The organism is Kosakonia sp. YIM B13588 (assembly GCF_042788165.1).
GTDB classification, from domain to species: domain Bacteria; phylum Pseudomonadota; class Gammaproteobacteria; order Enterobacterales; family Enterobacteriaceae; genus Kosakonia; species Kosakonia sacchari.
Genome location: NZ_JBHZPO010000007.1, coordinates 214,053 through 227,304 on the forward strand (window position 1 = coordinate 214,053; position 13,252 = coordinate 227,304).

The following is a 13,252-nucleotide window of genomic DNA, read 5'->3' on the forward strand; positions in this document are numbered from 1 at the left end:
AAAAACATTGATAATTCGCGTCGCGAAAAATAGTCTTAAGCCGGTAGTGAATTCGGGGGTTTTCGTAACTACCTAAACTATTTGACCTTTTTTCGTCATCTCCGGCGATTTTTTTAATACGTCTAGAAGGAATCACACATGCGTACGTTTAGTGGCAAACGTAGTACGCTGGCGCTGGCAATCGCCGGTGTCACAGCAATGTCGGGCTGGGTTGTCTCTCCACAGGCTCATGCAGCAGGCTTTATCGATGATTCCACGCTCACGGGCGGTATCTATTACTGGCAGCGTGAACGTGACCGCAAAGATGTTCTGGAAGATAAATACAAAACCAACCTTTCCCACTCGACATGGAACGCGAATCTGGATTTCCAGTCTGGTTATGCCGCCGATATGTTTGGGCTGGATATTGCGGCCTTCACCGCCATTGAAATGGCGGAAAACGGCGACAGCGCGCACCCGAACGAAATCGCCTTCTCCTCCAGCAATAAAGCCTACAAAGAAGACTGGTCAGGTGATAAGAGCGGGGTCAGCCTGTATAAAGCCGCGGCGAAATTTAAATATGGCCCGGTATGGGCGCGCGCGGGTTACATCCAGCCAACCGGTCAGACGCTGTTAGCCCCGCACTGGAGCTTTATGCCAGGCACTTATCAGGGCGCGGAAGCCGGGGCGAATTTTGACTACGGCGATGCCGGGGCGTTGAGTTTCTCCTATATGTGGACCAACGAGTACAAATCGCCGTGGCATATCGAGATGGACAAGTTCTATCAAAACGATAAAAAAACCAAAGTTGATTACCTGCATTCGGTTGGTGCGAAGTATGACTTCAAAAACGATCTGATCCTGGAAGCGGCGTTTGGGCAGGCTCAGGGTTATGTCGATCAATATTTTGCCAAAGCCAGCTACAAATTCGATATCGCCGGCAGCCCGCTGAGCACCAGTTACCAGTTCTACGGCACGCGCGACAAAGTGAGTAATGGCGGCGTAAACGATATTTATGACGGCACTGCATGGCTGCAAGCGCTGACATTTGGCTACAAAGTCGGTCAGGTCGATCTGCGTCTGGAAGGCACGTGGGTAAAAGCCGATGGTCAGCAGGGCTACTTCCTGCAACGTATGACGCCTACGTATGCTTCATCCAACGGTCGGCTGGATATCTGGTGGGATAACCGCTCTGACTTTAACGCCAACGGTGAAAAAGCGGTGTTTTTCGGTGCGATGTACGACCTGAAAAACTGGAACCTGCCGGGCTGGACGGTGGGTGCGTCTTACGCTTACGCCTGGGATGCGAAACCCGCAGACATGGCAACGCCAGATGCCTATTACGATCCGAACTACCGCCTGAAAGAGTCTTCTTACAGCCTCGATGCAATTTACACTCTGCAGGAAGGGCGTGCGAAAGGCACGATGTTCAAATTGCACTTCACCCAGTACGACAACCATTCCGACATCCCGAGCTACAGCGGCGGTTATGGCAACATCTTCCAGGACGAGCGCGATGTGAAGTTTATGGTTATCGCACCGTTTACCATTTTCTGATGAGCGCATGCCGGGTTCGGCCCGGCAAACTACAAGGAATACGTAATGAAAACAGTTCGTTTAAGTATGCTCGCCAGTGCCGTACTGGCGATGCTGGGCAGCACTGCGGCGCTGGCGAATCAGAGTACCGTGGATGCTATCAGCCAGTTTCATCTTAACTATGCGGTGAAAGATAATTTCGCCGCGCAACACGGCGTTGACTGCGCGAAGCTCGGCGCGGATTGGGCTTCCTGCAACAAAGCGGTGATCACCCTGACCAATAATGGCGACGCGGTAAACGACAACGCGTGGGCCATCTATTTTCACAGCATTCGCCCGGTGCTGGAGGTAGCAAACGATCAGTTCAAAGTGACCCACATTATGGGCGACTTGCATAAGCTGGAGCCGACCGGCAAATTTACCGGTTTCCCGGCGAAGCAGGCGATAGAGATCCCGATTATCAATGAATACTGGCAGTTGTTTATCACCGACGTGCTGCCGCGCTGGTACGTCACCGCCGACGGCGCGACGGCGAAAGTCATTGCCAATACGGACACGGAAGATTTATCCCGCTTCGTTACGCCGCTTGATAACCAGTGGAAACGTACGCCGGACGACAAAAATATCCTGATGACTGCCGAGGCGCGCTTTGAGAAAAATAGCGATGTGAAAACGCTAAATCTCGCGTCGCTGCGTGGCCAGATTGTGCCAACGCCGCAGCACGTTAACATCCACGGGCAGGATGTCGATCTGAGTAAGGGCGTGAAGCTGGATCTCTCAGCACTCAGTGCCGATGCGCAAGATGCGGTGAAATCGCGTTTTGCCTTGCTGGGGGTGAAAGAGGGCAGTTATCCGCTGCGGACTGAAATTGCCAGCAACGCCTTTAGCGGCGACGAGGCGGTTTCTGGCGCTTACCAGTTACACATTGGCGCGAAAGAAACCGTAGTGACTGGCTACGATCAGGCGGGGGTGTTCTACGGTCTGCAATCGCTGCTGTCGCTCATCCCTGCCACGGGCGAGATGAAAATTGCCGCGCTTGAAGCGAAAGATGCGCCACGTTTTGATTATCGCGGCATTCAGTTGGATGTCGGGCGCAACTTCCACAGTAAAGCGGCGGTGCTGCGCCTGTTGGATCAGATGTCGGCGTACAAACTGAACAAATTCCATTTCCATCTAACGGATGATGAAGGCTGGCGCATTGAGATCCCTGGCCTGCCGGAATTGACCGATATCGGCAGCAAACGTTGTCATGATTTGAGTGAGAAAACGTGCCTGTTGCCACAGCTGGGCTCCGGGCCGGACAGCAATAACAACGGCAGCGGCCACTTTAGCCGTGCGGATTACATCGAGATCCTCAAATATGCCAAAGCGCGACAAATTGAAGTGATCCCGGAAATCGATATGCCTGCCCATGCACGTGCTGCGGTGATCTCAATGGAAGCGCGATACGAGCGTCTGATGAATGCGGGCAAAGAGAAAGAGGCGCAGCAATATCGCCTGCTGGATCCTACTGACACCTCGAACACCACCGGTGTGCAGTTCTATAACCGTACCGGCTATCTCAATCCGTGCCTTGATTCGTCGCGTAACTTTGTGAACAAAGTGATTGGCGAAATCCAGCAGATGCATAAAGAAGCCGGGCTGCCGCTAAACACCTGGCATTTTGGCGGTGACGAAGCGAAAAACATCTATCTGGGCGCAGGCTATACGGATCAGAAAAAACCGGAAGCGGGCAAAGGGATTATCGATCAGAGCAATCAGGATAAGCCGTGGGCGAAATCGCAAGCCTGCCAGGCGATGATCAAAGAGGGCAAAGTAGCCGATGTTGAACATCTCTCCAGTTATTTCGGCGTGGAAGTCAGCAAGCTGGTGAAAGCGCACGGTATCGGCACAATGCAGGCGTGGCAGGACGGTTTGAAAGATGCCAAAGACGCGTCGGTGTTCGCCACCGATCACGTCAATGTTAACTTCTGGGATACGCTCTACTGGGGCGGTTTTGACTCGGTCAATGACTGGGCGAACAAAGGCTTCCGTGTTGTCGTCTCCAACCCTGATTACGTGTATCTTGACTTCCCGAATGAGGTCAACCCGGCGGAAAGCGGCTACTACTGGGGCACGCGTTTTAGCGATGAACGTAAGATTTTCAGCTTCGCCCCGGACAACATGCCGCAGAACGCGGAAACCTCGCTCGATCGCGATGGCAACCCGTTTAGCGCGAAGTCCGACAAACCGTGGCCGGGCGCGTATGGCCTTTCTGCGCAGCTGTGGAGCGAGGTGGTGCGCACCGATAACCAGATGGAGTACATGATCTATCCGCGTATGGTTTCGGTGGCTGAACGTGCATGGCACCGCGCGGGCTGGGAGCAGGATTACAAAGCCGGGCGTGAATACAAAGGCGGCGAAACACATCTGGTGGATGTGAAAGCGCTGGAGCGTGACTGGCAACGCTTTGCGAACCTGTTAGGTCATCGCGAACTGGCGAAACTGGATAAGGCTGGTATTCATTACCGCCTGCCAGTACCGGGCGCGCGCGTGGTTGGTGGGAAACTTGAAGCCAATACCAGCTTCCCTGGCATGATGGTTGAGTTCTCAACCGACGGCGGTAAAAACTGGCAGCGCTACGATGATAAAGCGCGTCCGCAAGTGAGCGGGGAAGTGCAGGTGCGCACTGCCAGCCCGGACGGCAAACGCTTTAGCCGTGTCGACAGCGTAAAAGCGTAATGTGAGGCAGTGATTAAACCCGGCGGCGCGAGCTTGCCGGGTTTTTCTTTCAGAGCCGGTATTGCAGGCAAAAAAAAGCCAACCGTCAGGTTGGCTTTTTAGGCTTCAAAAGCTGTTATTTCGCGTCGTGCGCGTGTTCATCTTCGCGGCAGTCACCTTCGGCGCAGTGGCCGTAAAGGTAAAGACTGTGGTTAGTCAGGCGAATGCCGTGTTTCGCGGCGATTTCACGCTGACGCGCTTCAATGGAGTCATCACTGAATTCAATCACCTTGCCGCAATCGAGGCAGATCAGGTGATCGTGGTGATGTTGCTGAGTCAGTTCAAAAACGGACTTGCCGCCTTCGAAGTTATGACGGGTCACAATCCCGGCGTCATCAAACTGGTTCAGTACACGATAAACCGTTGCCAGCCCGATCTCTTCGCCCATGTCGATCAGTCGTTTGTATAAATCTTCCGCACTGACATGATGGTTATCCGGTTCCTGAAGCACTTCAAGGATTTTTAACCGAGGAAGCGTGACTTTCAGGCCGGCCTTCTTTAATGCGGTATTGTTGTCAGTCATGCGGAATCTGTCCTGTTGCTATACGATTCACTTCCTTAGCGGAAGTTATAAGGAATGCACCTGGGGTAATGCGTCTCATTATAGAACTGCCATGGCTGGATGAAAACTGCAAGCCCTCAAGTAAAGTAAGCTTATAAAACGTGGTGTCGCCAGCAAAGTCCTTTACGACGGCACCCAGTTTAGCAGGGCTCATTGTACAGCGATGGAGAAAAAAGTTAAAAATTTGTAGCAATTATTTCCATTGCTTTTATCTATCAATACGGCGTAACCCACAGATTACGCCGTAAAAAATCAGGCGTTAATGATATCGTCCAGGTGCAGCTCTTCGCGAACCTGTTTTACCCATTTCTGTACGCGTTCTGAGGTCATCTCGGGTTGACGGTCTTCATCAATCGCCAGGCCAACGAAGTGGTCGTCGTCGGCGAGACCTTTAGAGGCTTCAAAATGGTAGCCCGCAGTCGGCCAGTGACCAACGATGGTCGCGCCGCGCGGTTCGATGATATCGCGAATGGTGCCCAGCGCATCGCAGAAATATTCCGCGTAATCTTCCTGGTCGCCACATCCGAACAGCGCAACTAATTTACCGTTAAAGTCGATCTCTTCCAGCGTCGGGAAAAAGTCATCCCAGTCGCACTGCGCTTCACCATAGTACCAGGTAGGAATGCCGAGCAACAGAATGTCATACCCTTCGATATCTTCCTTGCTGCTCTTGGCAATGTCATGTACGTCGGCAACGTCTTTACCAAGCTGACTCTGAATCATTTTCGCGATGTTTTCGGTGTTGCCGGTGTCGCTGCCGAAGAAAATGCCTGTAATTGCCATGAGTAAAATAACCTCTTGAAACTTAATGAGTATGGTGGTGGCGCTACGCCCACAGATAAGGGCAATCATAGCAGAACAGGGAAGCACGCGGAAACTGCTATCGCGTCGGACTGCACTGTATGACACATGAAAGTGTTATTTCGATGATGTTTCGGAGGATTCGCTAGCCGCGCAATGCTTTCAGCTGCGCCAGCAGCATCTCTTCGATAAGCTCGCTGCGGCTCATATCACGCGCTTCCGCCAGCTCGTTTAACGCATCGACGGCTTCCACGTTGAGTTTTAATTCGACACGCTTAAGCCCACGAACTTTATCGCGTTTTAGCTGATTGCGTTTGTTGATGCGCAACTGTTCATCGCGCGAGAGCGGGTTTGTCTTCGGCCGTCCCGGGCGACGCTCATTCGCGAACAGATCTAGTGTCGTACGGTCCGTTTGTTCTTTAGCCATGGTCTAAGCATACTACGGGAAAAACAAGCAATCGGGCGGCGCGCCCGGGCTGAATAGCGCGCCATCATACATCAGCACAACGGACACGCCAACGACCGGGCGCGTTGAAACGACCAGTCGCCGCCTTTTTAATCAATTCGTCTTTTCAGCGAGATAGCGACGGATAGCGCGCAAAACCGCGTCGGGTTTCTCGGCATGTACCCAGTGGCCGGCACCGGCAATGACATGCGCTCGCGCTTGTGGGAACTGCGCCAGCAGCGTGTCACGGTAGGCTTCAGTGACGTAAGGAGAGTTTCCACCGCGAACAAACAGGGCCGATTTGTTCCATGCCGGAACCGTTTCCCAGCCGACAATATGCGGGTATTGCTCCCATAACACCGGCACGTTGAAACGCCACGCGCCGTCGACAAAGGATTTCAGCAGGAACTGAATGACACCTTCTTCATTTATATGTTCGCGCATCAGGGCCGCAGCTTGCTGACGAGTGGATGCTTCTGCATCACTGACCGCGTTGATGGCGGCAAAAATTTCGTCATGGCGGCGCACCTGGTAATCCACAGGCGCAATATCAATCGCCACCAGTTGATCAATACGCTCCGGCGCGAGCGCTGTTAATGCCATCACGGCTTTACCGCCCATGGAGTGGCCAATAAAGGTCGCTTTGTCGAGCTGATGAGCGTCCAGCGTATCCAGCAGATCCTGCGCCATTGCCGGGTAGTTCATTTCTGAGGCGCGTTCTGAAAGACCGTGGTTACGCATATCCACTTGCAGCACTTCGTGATCCTGAACCAGCTCACGGGCGAGCACGCCAAGGTTATCGAGACTACCAAAAAGGCCGTGAACAAGGACGATCGGAGAATTGTTGTGCGGATGTTGCGCAGTTTGCGCGCGCGTATTCAATTTCATGGCAAAGTTCTTTTTTTCACTGATTCGGGTTAGGTTATTATGTTGAACATTCTGCCGCCCGGCCGCAAGGTTAAGAATTACTCTTACTTTTGCCGCCATCCTGGTTTGACGCTATCCGCTGTTGAGATTTCACTTTATAATCCCAACACTTGTATTCAGATAAGATATCGCACTGGATTAAGATGAAAACGATCGAAGTTGATGATGAGCTCTACAGTTATATTGCCAGCCACACGAAGCACATTGGCGAGAGCGCATCCGACATTTTACGGCGCATGTTAAAATTTTCCGCCGTTCCTCAATCATCGCAGCCTGCCGCTTCCCTCGCGCCGGTAAAAGAGACGCGTACTGTCACCACCGTTGAAGGGGTTAAACCGACAAACACCGCCAAAGACAAAGTCCGTGCCGTTCGCGAGCTGCTTCTGTCTGATGAATACGCCGAGCAGAAAAAGGCGGTGAATCGTTTCCTGCTGGTGCTGTCTACACTCTACTTACTGGATGAAAAAGGGTTTACGGAATCCACCGAGTCTCTGCATGGGCGCACCCGCGTATACTTTGCCGCGAACGAGCAAACACTTTTGCAAAACGGCAATCAAACCAAGCCGAAACAGGTGCCGAACACCCCTTACTGGGTCATCACCAACACCAATACGGGTCGTAAATGCAGCATGATCGAGCACATCATGCAATCAATGCAGTTCCCCGCGGAATTGATTGAAAAAGTTTGCGGCACAATTTAATCCTTGCATTGAAAGGACCAGGCAATGGCTAACCATCCGCGTGCGGGGCAACCTGCACAACAGGGCGATTTGATCAACGTCGCTCAGCTTACTGCGCAGTATTACGTGCTGAAACCGGAAGTCGGAAATTCAGAACATGCGGTGAAGTTCGGAACATCCGGCCACCGTGGCAGCGCAGGTCGCCACAGCTTCAACGAGCAACATATCCTCGCCATCGCTCAGGCTATCGCCGAAGAGCGTGCGAAAAACGGTATTACCGGCCCGTGCTATGTGGGTAAAGATACCCACGCGCTGTCTGAACCGGCGTTTATCTCTGTGCTGGAAGTGCTGGCAGCCAACGGTGTGGACATTATCGTGCAGGAAAATAATGGCTTCACGCCGACGCCTGCCATCTCAAACGCTATCCTGGTTCACAACAAAAACGGCGGCGCGCAGGCGGACGGTATCGTTATTACGCCGTCGCATAACCCACCGGAAGATGGTGGGATCAAATACAACCCGCCGAACGGCGGCCCGGCGGACACCAACGTCACCAAAGTGGTGGAAGATCGTGCTAACGCACTGCTGGCAGACGGCCTGAAAGGCGTAAAACGCATTACGCTGGATGCCGCGCTGGCGTCCGGCCATGTGACGGAAAAAGATCTGGTACAGCCGTTTATTGAAGGGCTGGCGGATATCGTCGATATGGCGGCTATCCAGAAAGCGGGTCTGAAACTGGGTGTTGACCCGCTGGGTGGCTCCGGTATTGAGTACTGGAAACGCATTGCTGAGCACTACAAGCTGGATTTGACCATCGTTAACGATCAGGTCGATCAGACGTTCCGCTTTATGCATCTCGATAAAGATGGCGTTATCCGTATGGATTGCTCCTCCGAGTGCGCCATGGCGGGCTTGCTGGCGCTGCGTGACAAGTTTGATCTGGCCTTCGCCAACGATCCGGACTACGACCGTCACGGCATTGTTACACCGGCTGGCCTGATGAACCCGAACCACTACCTGGCGGTGGCGATAAATTACCTGTTCCAGCACCGTCCGCACTGGGGCAAAGAGGTTGCTGTTGGTAAAACGCTGGTTTCGTCTGCGATGATCGACCGCGTAGTGAATGACCTGGGCCGCAAACTGGTGGAAGTGCCGGTCGGCTTTAAATGGTTTGTCGATGGTCTGCACGATGGCAGCTTCGGCTTCGGCGGCGAAGAGAGCGCGGGGGCTTCTTTCCTGCGTTTTGACGGCACGCCGTGGTCAACGGATAAAGACGGTATCATCATGTGTCTGCTGGCTGCGGAAATCACCGCTGTCACCGGGAAAAACCCGCAGCAGCACTACGATGAGCTGGCAGAACGTTTCGGTGCGCCGAGCTACAACCGTTTGCAGGCTTCTGCCTCTTCCGCACAGAAAGCGGCACTGTCTAAACTTTCCCCGGAAATGGTTAGCGCCAGCACGCTCGCTGGTGATCCGATCACTGCGCGTCTTACTGCGGCACCGGGCAACGGCGCATCGATTGGCGGGTTGAAAGTGATGACCGACAACGGCTGGTTTGCCGCGCGTCCGTCAGGCACTGAAGATGCCTACAAAATCTACTGTGAAAGCTTCCTCGGTGCTGAACACCGTAAGCAGATCGAAAAAGAAGCGGTAGAGATTGTCAGCGAAGTGCTAAAAAACGCCTAAGTGCTGAAAAGAAAAGGCTCCCTCGGGAGCCTTTTTACTGCCTGTTAGCGATTACCCCAGCGCCACCATCAGCGCCCCGGCGGTGATCAGCGCGACACCCGCGCCAGAAATCAGAGAAACCTTCTCGCCAAACAGCACTACCGCCAGAATCACCGCAAACACCACGCTGAGCTTATCAATCGGCGCCACGCGCGACACATTCCCGGTTTTGATCGCCATAAAGTAGAACAGCCACGACAGCGCACCGGCCACGCCGCTTAGCACCACAAACAGCAGCGCTTTTTTATCGGCGAAAACCGTCGAAATCAGCGACAGCTTGCCCTGAACCACCACCACGCCGACCAGAAAAATTGCCATCACCACCGCGCGGATGGCGGTAGCGGTATTAGCATCAAGATGTTGTAAACCGATTTTGCCGAAAATGGCGACCAGCGCAGCGGTCAGCGCCGACAACAAGGCATAAATTAACCAGGCACTCATGATTACCCTCCCAAAAATCAGAAGGATACGCCGTCAGAGCATAAACCGGTAGCCGATACCTGTTTCCGTCAGTAAATGGCGAGGGCGCGCCGGATCGACCTCCAGCTTTTGCCGCAGATGCCCCATATAAATACGCAAGTAATGGCTGTGTTCCACGGCATTAGGGCCCCAGACCTGGCTAAGCAGCTGGCGCTGCGTCAGGACTTTCCCGTGGTTATTGAGCAGCACCGCCAGCAGGCGAAACTCAATCGGCGTGAGATGAAGCTCTTCATCACCGCGCTGAATCCGGCGGTTAGCCAGATCGACACGGATATCCGAAAACGTCACCACCGGCTCATCGGGGGTAGCTGCGGCATGGCGGCGCAGTGCGACGCGCAGGCGCGCCTGCAATTCGCCAATGCCAAACGGCTTGCTGAGATAATCGTCGGCACCCGCATCCAGCGCGGCGATTTTGTCACTCTCTTCTGTACGCGCAGAGAGCACAATCACCGGCATCTTGCTCCACTGGCGCAGGTCACGGATAAAGTCGAGCCCGTCACCATCCGGTAGCCCCAAATCGAGGATCACCAGGTCCGGTTTGCGGGTGGCGGCTTCAATTAACCCACGCTGTAATGTTTCTGCTTCATGGACGCGCAGCCCCTCGGCTTCCAGCGCGGTACGCAGAAAACGGCGGATAGCTTGTTCATCTTCAACAATCAGAACGTTGATCACAGATCCTCAGGTAATTCATCCAGTTGCGGCGGTGTTTCCCGTGGAAGTGTAACACAAAACAGCGCGCCGCCTTGTGGGCGGTTACGGGCGGCGATGGTGCCGCCATGCACCTCGACAATCGCCTGGCAAATCGCCAGCCCCAGCCCAACGCCGGGAATGGCTGACTCTTTAGTACCGCGGGCGAATTTATCGAAAATCGCCGCTTCCTGACCTGCGGGGATCCCCGGCCCGTTATCCCATACATCCAGCGTTAACTGGTCCGGTGTGCTGTGCGCGGTAATGCCGATTTCGGCGCGATGCCCGGCATATTTCACCGCATTTTCCAGCAGATTAATCAGCACGCGCTCAAACAACGGGCCGTCCACATGCACCAGCATCAGCGGGTCGGGCAGGTCGAGCGCAATATGCTGGCCGCCAAGCCCTGGCTCCAGCGTTCGCAACGCACTGCCAATTACCTCTTCGAGGGTCAGCCACTCTTTTTTCAGGTTAAAGCCGCCAGACTGGATGCGCGCCATATCCAGCAAATTGTTCACCAGCCGCGTGGTATTCAGCACATGCTGGCGGATTTCGTTGGCTTGCGGCGCATGTGCTGAGCCTTCGCTCGCCAGATCCAGCGTCAGGATCTCCGCCTGACCAAACAGCACGGTCAGCGGCGTGCGCAGATCGTGAGACAGTGCAGCCAGCAACGAGTTGCGGATGCTTTCGCGCTCGCTGGCAAGCCGCGCCTGCTCCTCGCTGGTGGCTAATGCCTGGCGCTCCAGCGCGCTGGCGACCAGCAGGGTGAAAGTTTCCAGCAGGCGCTGCTGCTCCGGGATCATTAACTGACGAAGATTCGCCGGTTCAACAATCAACAAGCCATGGGTTTTTTGATCGCTTTTTAGCGGCAAAATTTGATACGGCACGCCGGGCAGCGTATCGGTGCCCGCGCCTGCCGGCTGGCCTTTATCAAAACTCCAGCGGGCGATGGCGTCATCCCACGGCGTCATGCCGTGCGTCTGCGTCACGGCCGCTAACTGGCCGTGGCTGTCCGGCAGCAGCAGTTTGCTGCGCGCATTAAAAGTGGAGTGGATAAAGGTTTCGCTGGTCGCGGCGATATCCTGATTGCTACGCCCAACCGCCAGCGCTTTTGACATCTCATACAGATGGCGGGTGCGCTGCTCCCGGTAGCGCGCCACGCGCGCCTGATAACGAACACCGGCCGTCAGGTTGCCAATCACCAGGCCTACCGTCAGCATTACGCCAAACGTCAACAGGTACTGCACATCAGAAACCGCCAGTGTGCCGCGCGGGGCAATAAAAAAGAGATCGAAGCTGACGACGTTAATGACTGTGGCGAACGCGGAGGGCCAGCGGCCAAAAAACAGCGCCACCAGCACCACGCCAAGCAGATAGATCATCACCAGGTTGGCGGCATCAAACGCCGTCAGCCACTGCATGGCAATTAACGTAATGGCGGCGCAAAGCGCAAGCGCGACAACGGAGCCTTTAAGCTGCACGCGAAAGCGATCCATAAACGGTCGCACATCCCCGGCGCGGGCGGGTAGGGGAGTTGGCGCATCTTCCAGCGCGATAATCACCAGATCGAGATCCGGCGCACGCCTGGCAAGCTTGTCGGCAAAGGATTCCCGGCTCCACCACTGGCGTTTGTTGCGTCTGCCAATCAGAATTTTGCCGAGATTATGTTCGCGCGCGTAACGCAAAATGGCGCGGTCTTCCGCCGGATCGGAAAGGGTGGCGGTTTCTGCGCCCAGCTCCTGCGCCAGACGTAGCGAACTTAAAATCGCCCGCCGCTGAGGTTCCGGTAGCTTATGCAACGTTGGGGTTTCGACATACACCGCATGCCAGGCGCTGCCGAGCTTTGCTGCCAGGCGTGCGGCAGTGCGGATCAGCTTCTCATTGCCTGCACCGTGGCCGACGCAAAGCAGAATCGCGTCACGTGTGTGCCAGACTTTTTCTTCGCCCTGGCGGTCACGCCAGGCGCGCATTTGGTCATCCACGCGATCGGCTGTGCGGCGCAGCGCCAGTTCGCGCAGGGCAATCAGGTTGCCTTTACGGAAGAAGTGTTCAATCGCGCGTTCCGCCTGACCGCCAATATAGACTTTGCCTTCGTGCAGACGCTGGCGCAGATCATCCGGCGGTAAATCCACCAGCACCACTTCATCGGCGCTGTCAAAGAAAGGATCCGGCACCGTTTCGCGCACCTGAATGCCGGTCACGCCGCTGACCACATCGTTCAGGCTTTCAAGGTGCTGAACGTTGACGGTGGTGAAAACATCAATTCCCGCTTCCAGCAGCTCTTCGACATCCTGCCAGCGTTTCGGGTGGCGCGAGCCGGGCGCGTTACTGTGCGCCAGCTCGTCCATCAAAATAAGCGCCGGACGCCGCGCAAGGGCGGCGTCCAGATCAAACTCCTGAATTAAGCGTCCGCGATGATGAATACGCCGGGCGGGCTGCGTTGCCAGCCCCTCCAGCAACGCGGCGGTCTCTTTTCGGCCGTGGGTTTCCACGACGCCAATCAGGATATCCAGCCCTTGTGCCCGCAGCCGCTGTGCTTCCTGCAGCATCGCAAAGGTTTTCCCTACCCCGGCGCAGGCGCCAAAAAAGACTTTCAGCTTGCCCCGGTGTGCGGTGGCAGCATGCTCCAGCAGGCGGTCAGGATTGGGGCGCAAAGGCTCATCAGTCATG

At 54.9% G+C, this 13,252-nt stretch carries 11 protein-coding genes; 4 read left to right on the plus strand and 7 right to left on the minus strand.

The features are described from left to right. The first annotated feature begins 138 nt into the window (after positions 1-138). Both chiP and ACFX4U_RS14270 read left to right on the plus strand, forming a co-directional pair. Complete coding sequence (chiP, locus tag ACFX4U_RS14265; RefSeq protein ID WP_020457031.1) at positions 139-1,536, plus strand: chitoporin; 1,398 nt, start codon at positions 139-141, stop codon at positions 1,534-1,536. A gap of 45 nt (positions 1,537-1,581) precedes the next feature. Then, entirely contained in the window at positions 1,582-4,236 is a 2,655-nt protein-coding gene (locus tag ACFX4U_RS14270) for a beta-N-acetylhexosaminidase (protein ID WP_313510127.1), read from the plus strand. 115 nt (positions 4,237-4,351) lie between these two features. On the opposite strand, the gene fur is transcribed toward ACFX4U_RS14270, so the two are convergent. From fur to ybfF, 4 genes are all read right to left on the minus strand, one after another. Beyond that, positions 4,352-4,798 (minus strand): ferric iron uptake transcriptional regulator, encoded by a 447-nt coding sequence (fur, locus tag ACFX4U_RS14275; RefSeq protein ID WP_007373881.1) that lies wholly within the window; start codon positions 4,796-4,798, stop codon positions 4,352-4,354. Positions 4,799-5,089: 291 nt separating this feature from the next. Further along, positions 5,090-5,620 (minus strand): flavodoxin FldA, encoded by a 531-nt coding sequence (fldA, locus tag ACFX4U_RS14280; protein WP_170956365.1) that lies wholly within the window; start codon positions 5,618-5,620, stop codon positions 5,090-5,092. 163 nt (positions 5,621-5,783) lie between these two features. Continuing rightward, complete coding sequence (gene ybfE / locus ACFX4U_RS14285; protein ID WP_017455918.1) at positions 5,784-6,065, minus strand: LexA regulated protein; 282 nt, start codon at positions 6,063-6,065, stop codon at positions 5,784-5,786. Between the two features lie 132 nt (positions 6,066-6,197). Further along, positions 6,198-6,971 (minus strand): esterase, encoded by a 774-nt coding sequence (gene ybfF, locus ACFX4U_RS14290; protein ID WP_313510130.1) that lies wholly within the window; start codon positions 6,969-6,971, stop codon positions 6,198-6,200. A gap of 182 nt (positions 6,972-7,153) precedes the next feature. On the opposite strand from ybfF, the gene seqA reads away from it, so the two are divergent. After that, positions 7,154-7,711: a replication initiation negative regulator SeqA gene (seqA, locus tag ACFX4U_RS14295; RefSeq protein WP_313510132.1), complete on the plus strand. Its 558-nt coding sequence runs from the start codon at positions 7,154-7,156 to the stop codon at positions 7,709-7,711. A gap of 24 nt (positions 7,712-7,735) precedes the next feature. Next, positions 7,736-9,376, plus strand: coding sequence for a phosphoglucomutase (alpha-D-glucose-1,6-bisphosphate-dependent) (gene pgm, locus ACFX4U_RS14300; RefSeq protein WP_313510134.1), 1,641 nt, complete (start codon positions 7,736-7,738; stop codon positions 9,374-9,376). A gap of 51 nt (positions 9,377-9,427) precedes the next feature. Here the strand turns inward: pgm and ACFX4U_RS14305 are convergent, their stop codons facing one another. The 3 genes from ACFX4U_RS14305 to kdpD are packed head-to-tail and all read right to left on the minus strand — an operon-like array spanning position 9,428 to position 13,251. Beyond that, positions 9,428-9,856, minus strand: a complete 429-nt coding sequence (locus ACFX4U_RS14305) for an EamA family transporter (protein WP_017455922.1) — start codon at positions 9,854-9,856, stop codon at positions 9,428-9,430. Between the two features lie 33 nt (positions 9,857-9,889). Next, entirely contained in the window at positions 9,890-10,567 is a 678-nt protein-coding gene (gene kdpE, locus ACFX4U_RS14310; RefSeq protein WP_305736734.1) for a two-component system response regulator KdpE, read from the minus strand. Next, a complete protein-coding gene (kdpD, locus tag ACFX4U_RS14315) occupies positions 10,564-13,251 on the minus strand; it encodes a two-component system sensor histidine kinase KdpD (RefSeq protein ID WP_313510137.1) in 2,688 nt (895 codons plus the stop codon). The genes kdpE and kdpD overlap by 4 nt, the downstream gene beginning before the upstream one ends. Position 13,252 lies beyond the last annotated feature (1 nt).

What these genes read in the sequence shown, in the direction of transcription:
- chiP (WP_020457031.1), top strand. Translation starts at nt 139, where the DNA reads ATGCGTACGTTTAGTGGCAAACGTAGTACGCTGGCGCTGGCAATCGCC.
- ACFX4U_RS14270 (WP_313510127.1), top strand. Translation starts at nt 1,582, where the DNA reads ATGAAAACAGTTCGTTTAAGTATGCTCGCCAGTGCCGTACTGGCGATG.
- fur (WP_007373881.1), bottom strand. Translation starts at nt 4,798, where the DNA reads ATGACTGACAACAATACCGCATTAAAGAAGGCCGGCCTGAAAGTCACG.
- fldA (WP_170956365.1), bottom strand. Translation starts at nt 5,620, where the DNA reads ATGGCAATTACAGGCATTTTCTTCGGCAGCGACACCGGCAACACCGAA.
- ybfE (WP_017455918.1), bottom strand. Translation starts at nt 6,065, where the DNA reads ATGGCTAAAGAACAAACGGACCGTACGACACTAGATCTGTTCGCGAAT.
- ybfF (WP_313510130.1), bottom strand. Translation starts at nt 6,971, where the DNA reads ATGAAATTGAATACGCGCGCGCAAACTGCGCAACATCCGCACAACAAT.
- seqA (WP_313510132.1), top strand. Translation starts at nt 7,154, where the DNA reads ATGAAAACGATCGAAGTTGATGATGAGCTCTACAGTTATATTGCCAGC.
- pgm (WP_313510134.1), top strand. Translation starts at nt 7,736, where the DNA reads ATGGCTAACCATCCGCGTGCGGGGCAACCTGCACAACAGGGCGATTTG.
- ACFX4U_RS14305 (WP_017455922.1), bottom strand. Translation starts at nt 9,856, where the DNA reads ATGAGTGCCTGGTTAATTTATGCCTTGTTGTCGGCGCTGACCGCTGCG.
- kdpD (WP_313510137.1), bottom strand. Translation starts at nt 13,251, where the DNA reads ATGACTGATGAGCCTTTGCGCCCCAATCCTGACCGCCTGCTGGAGCAT.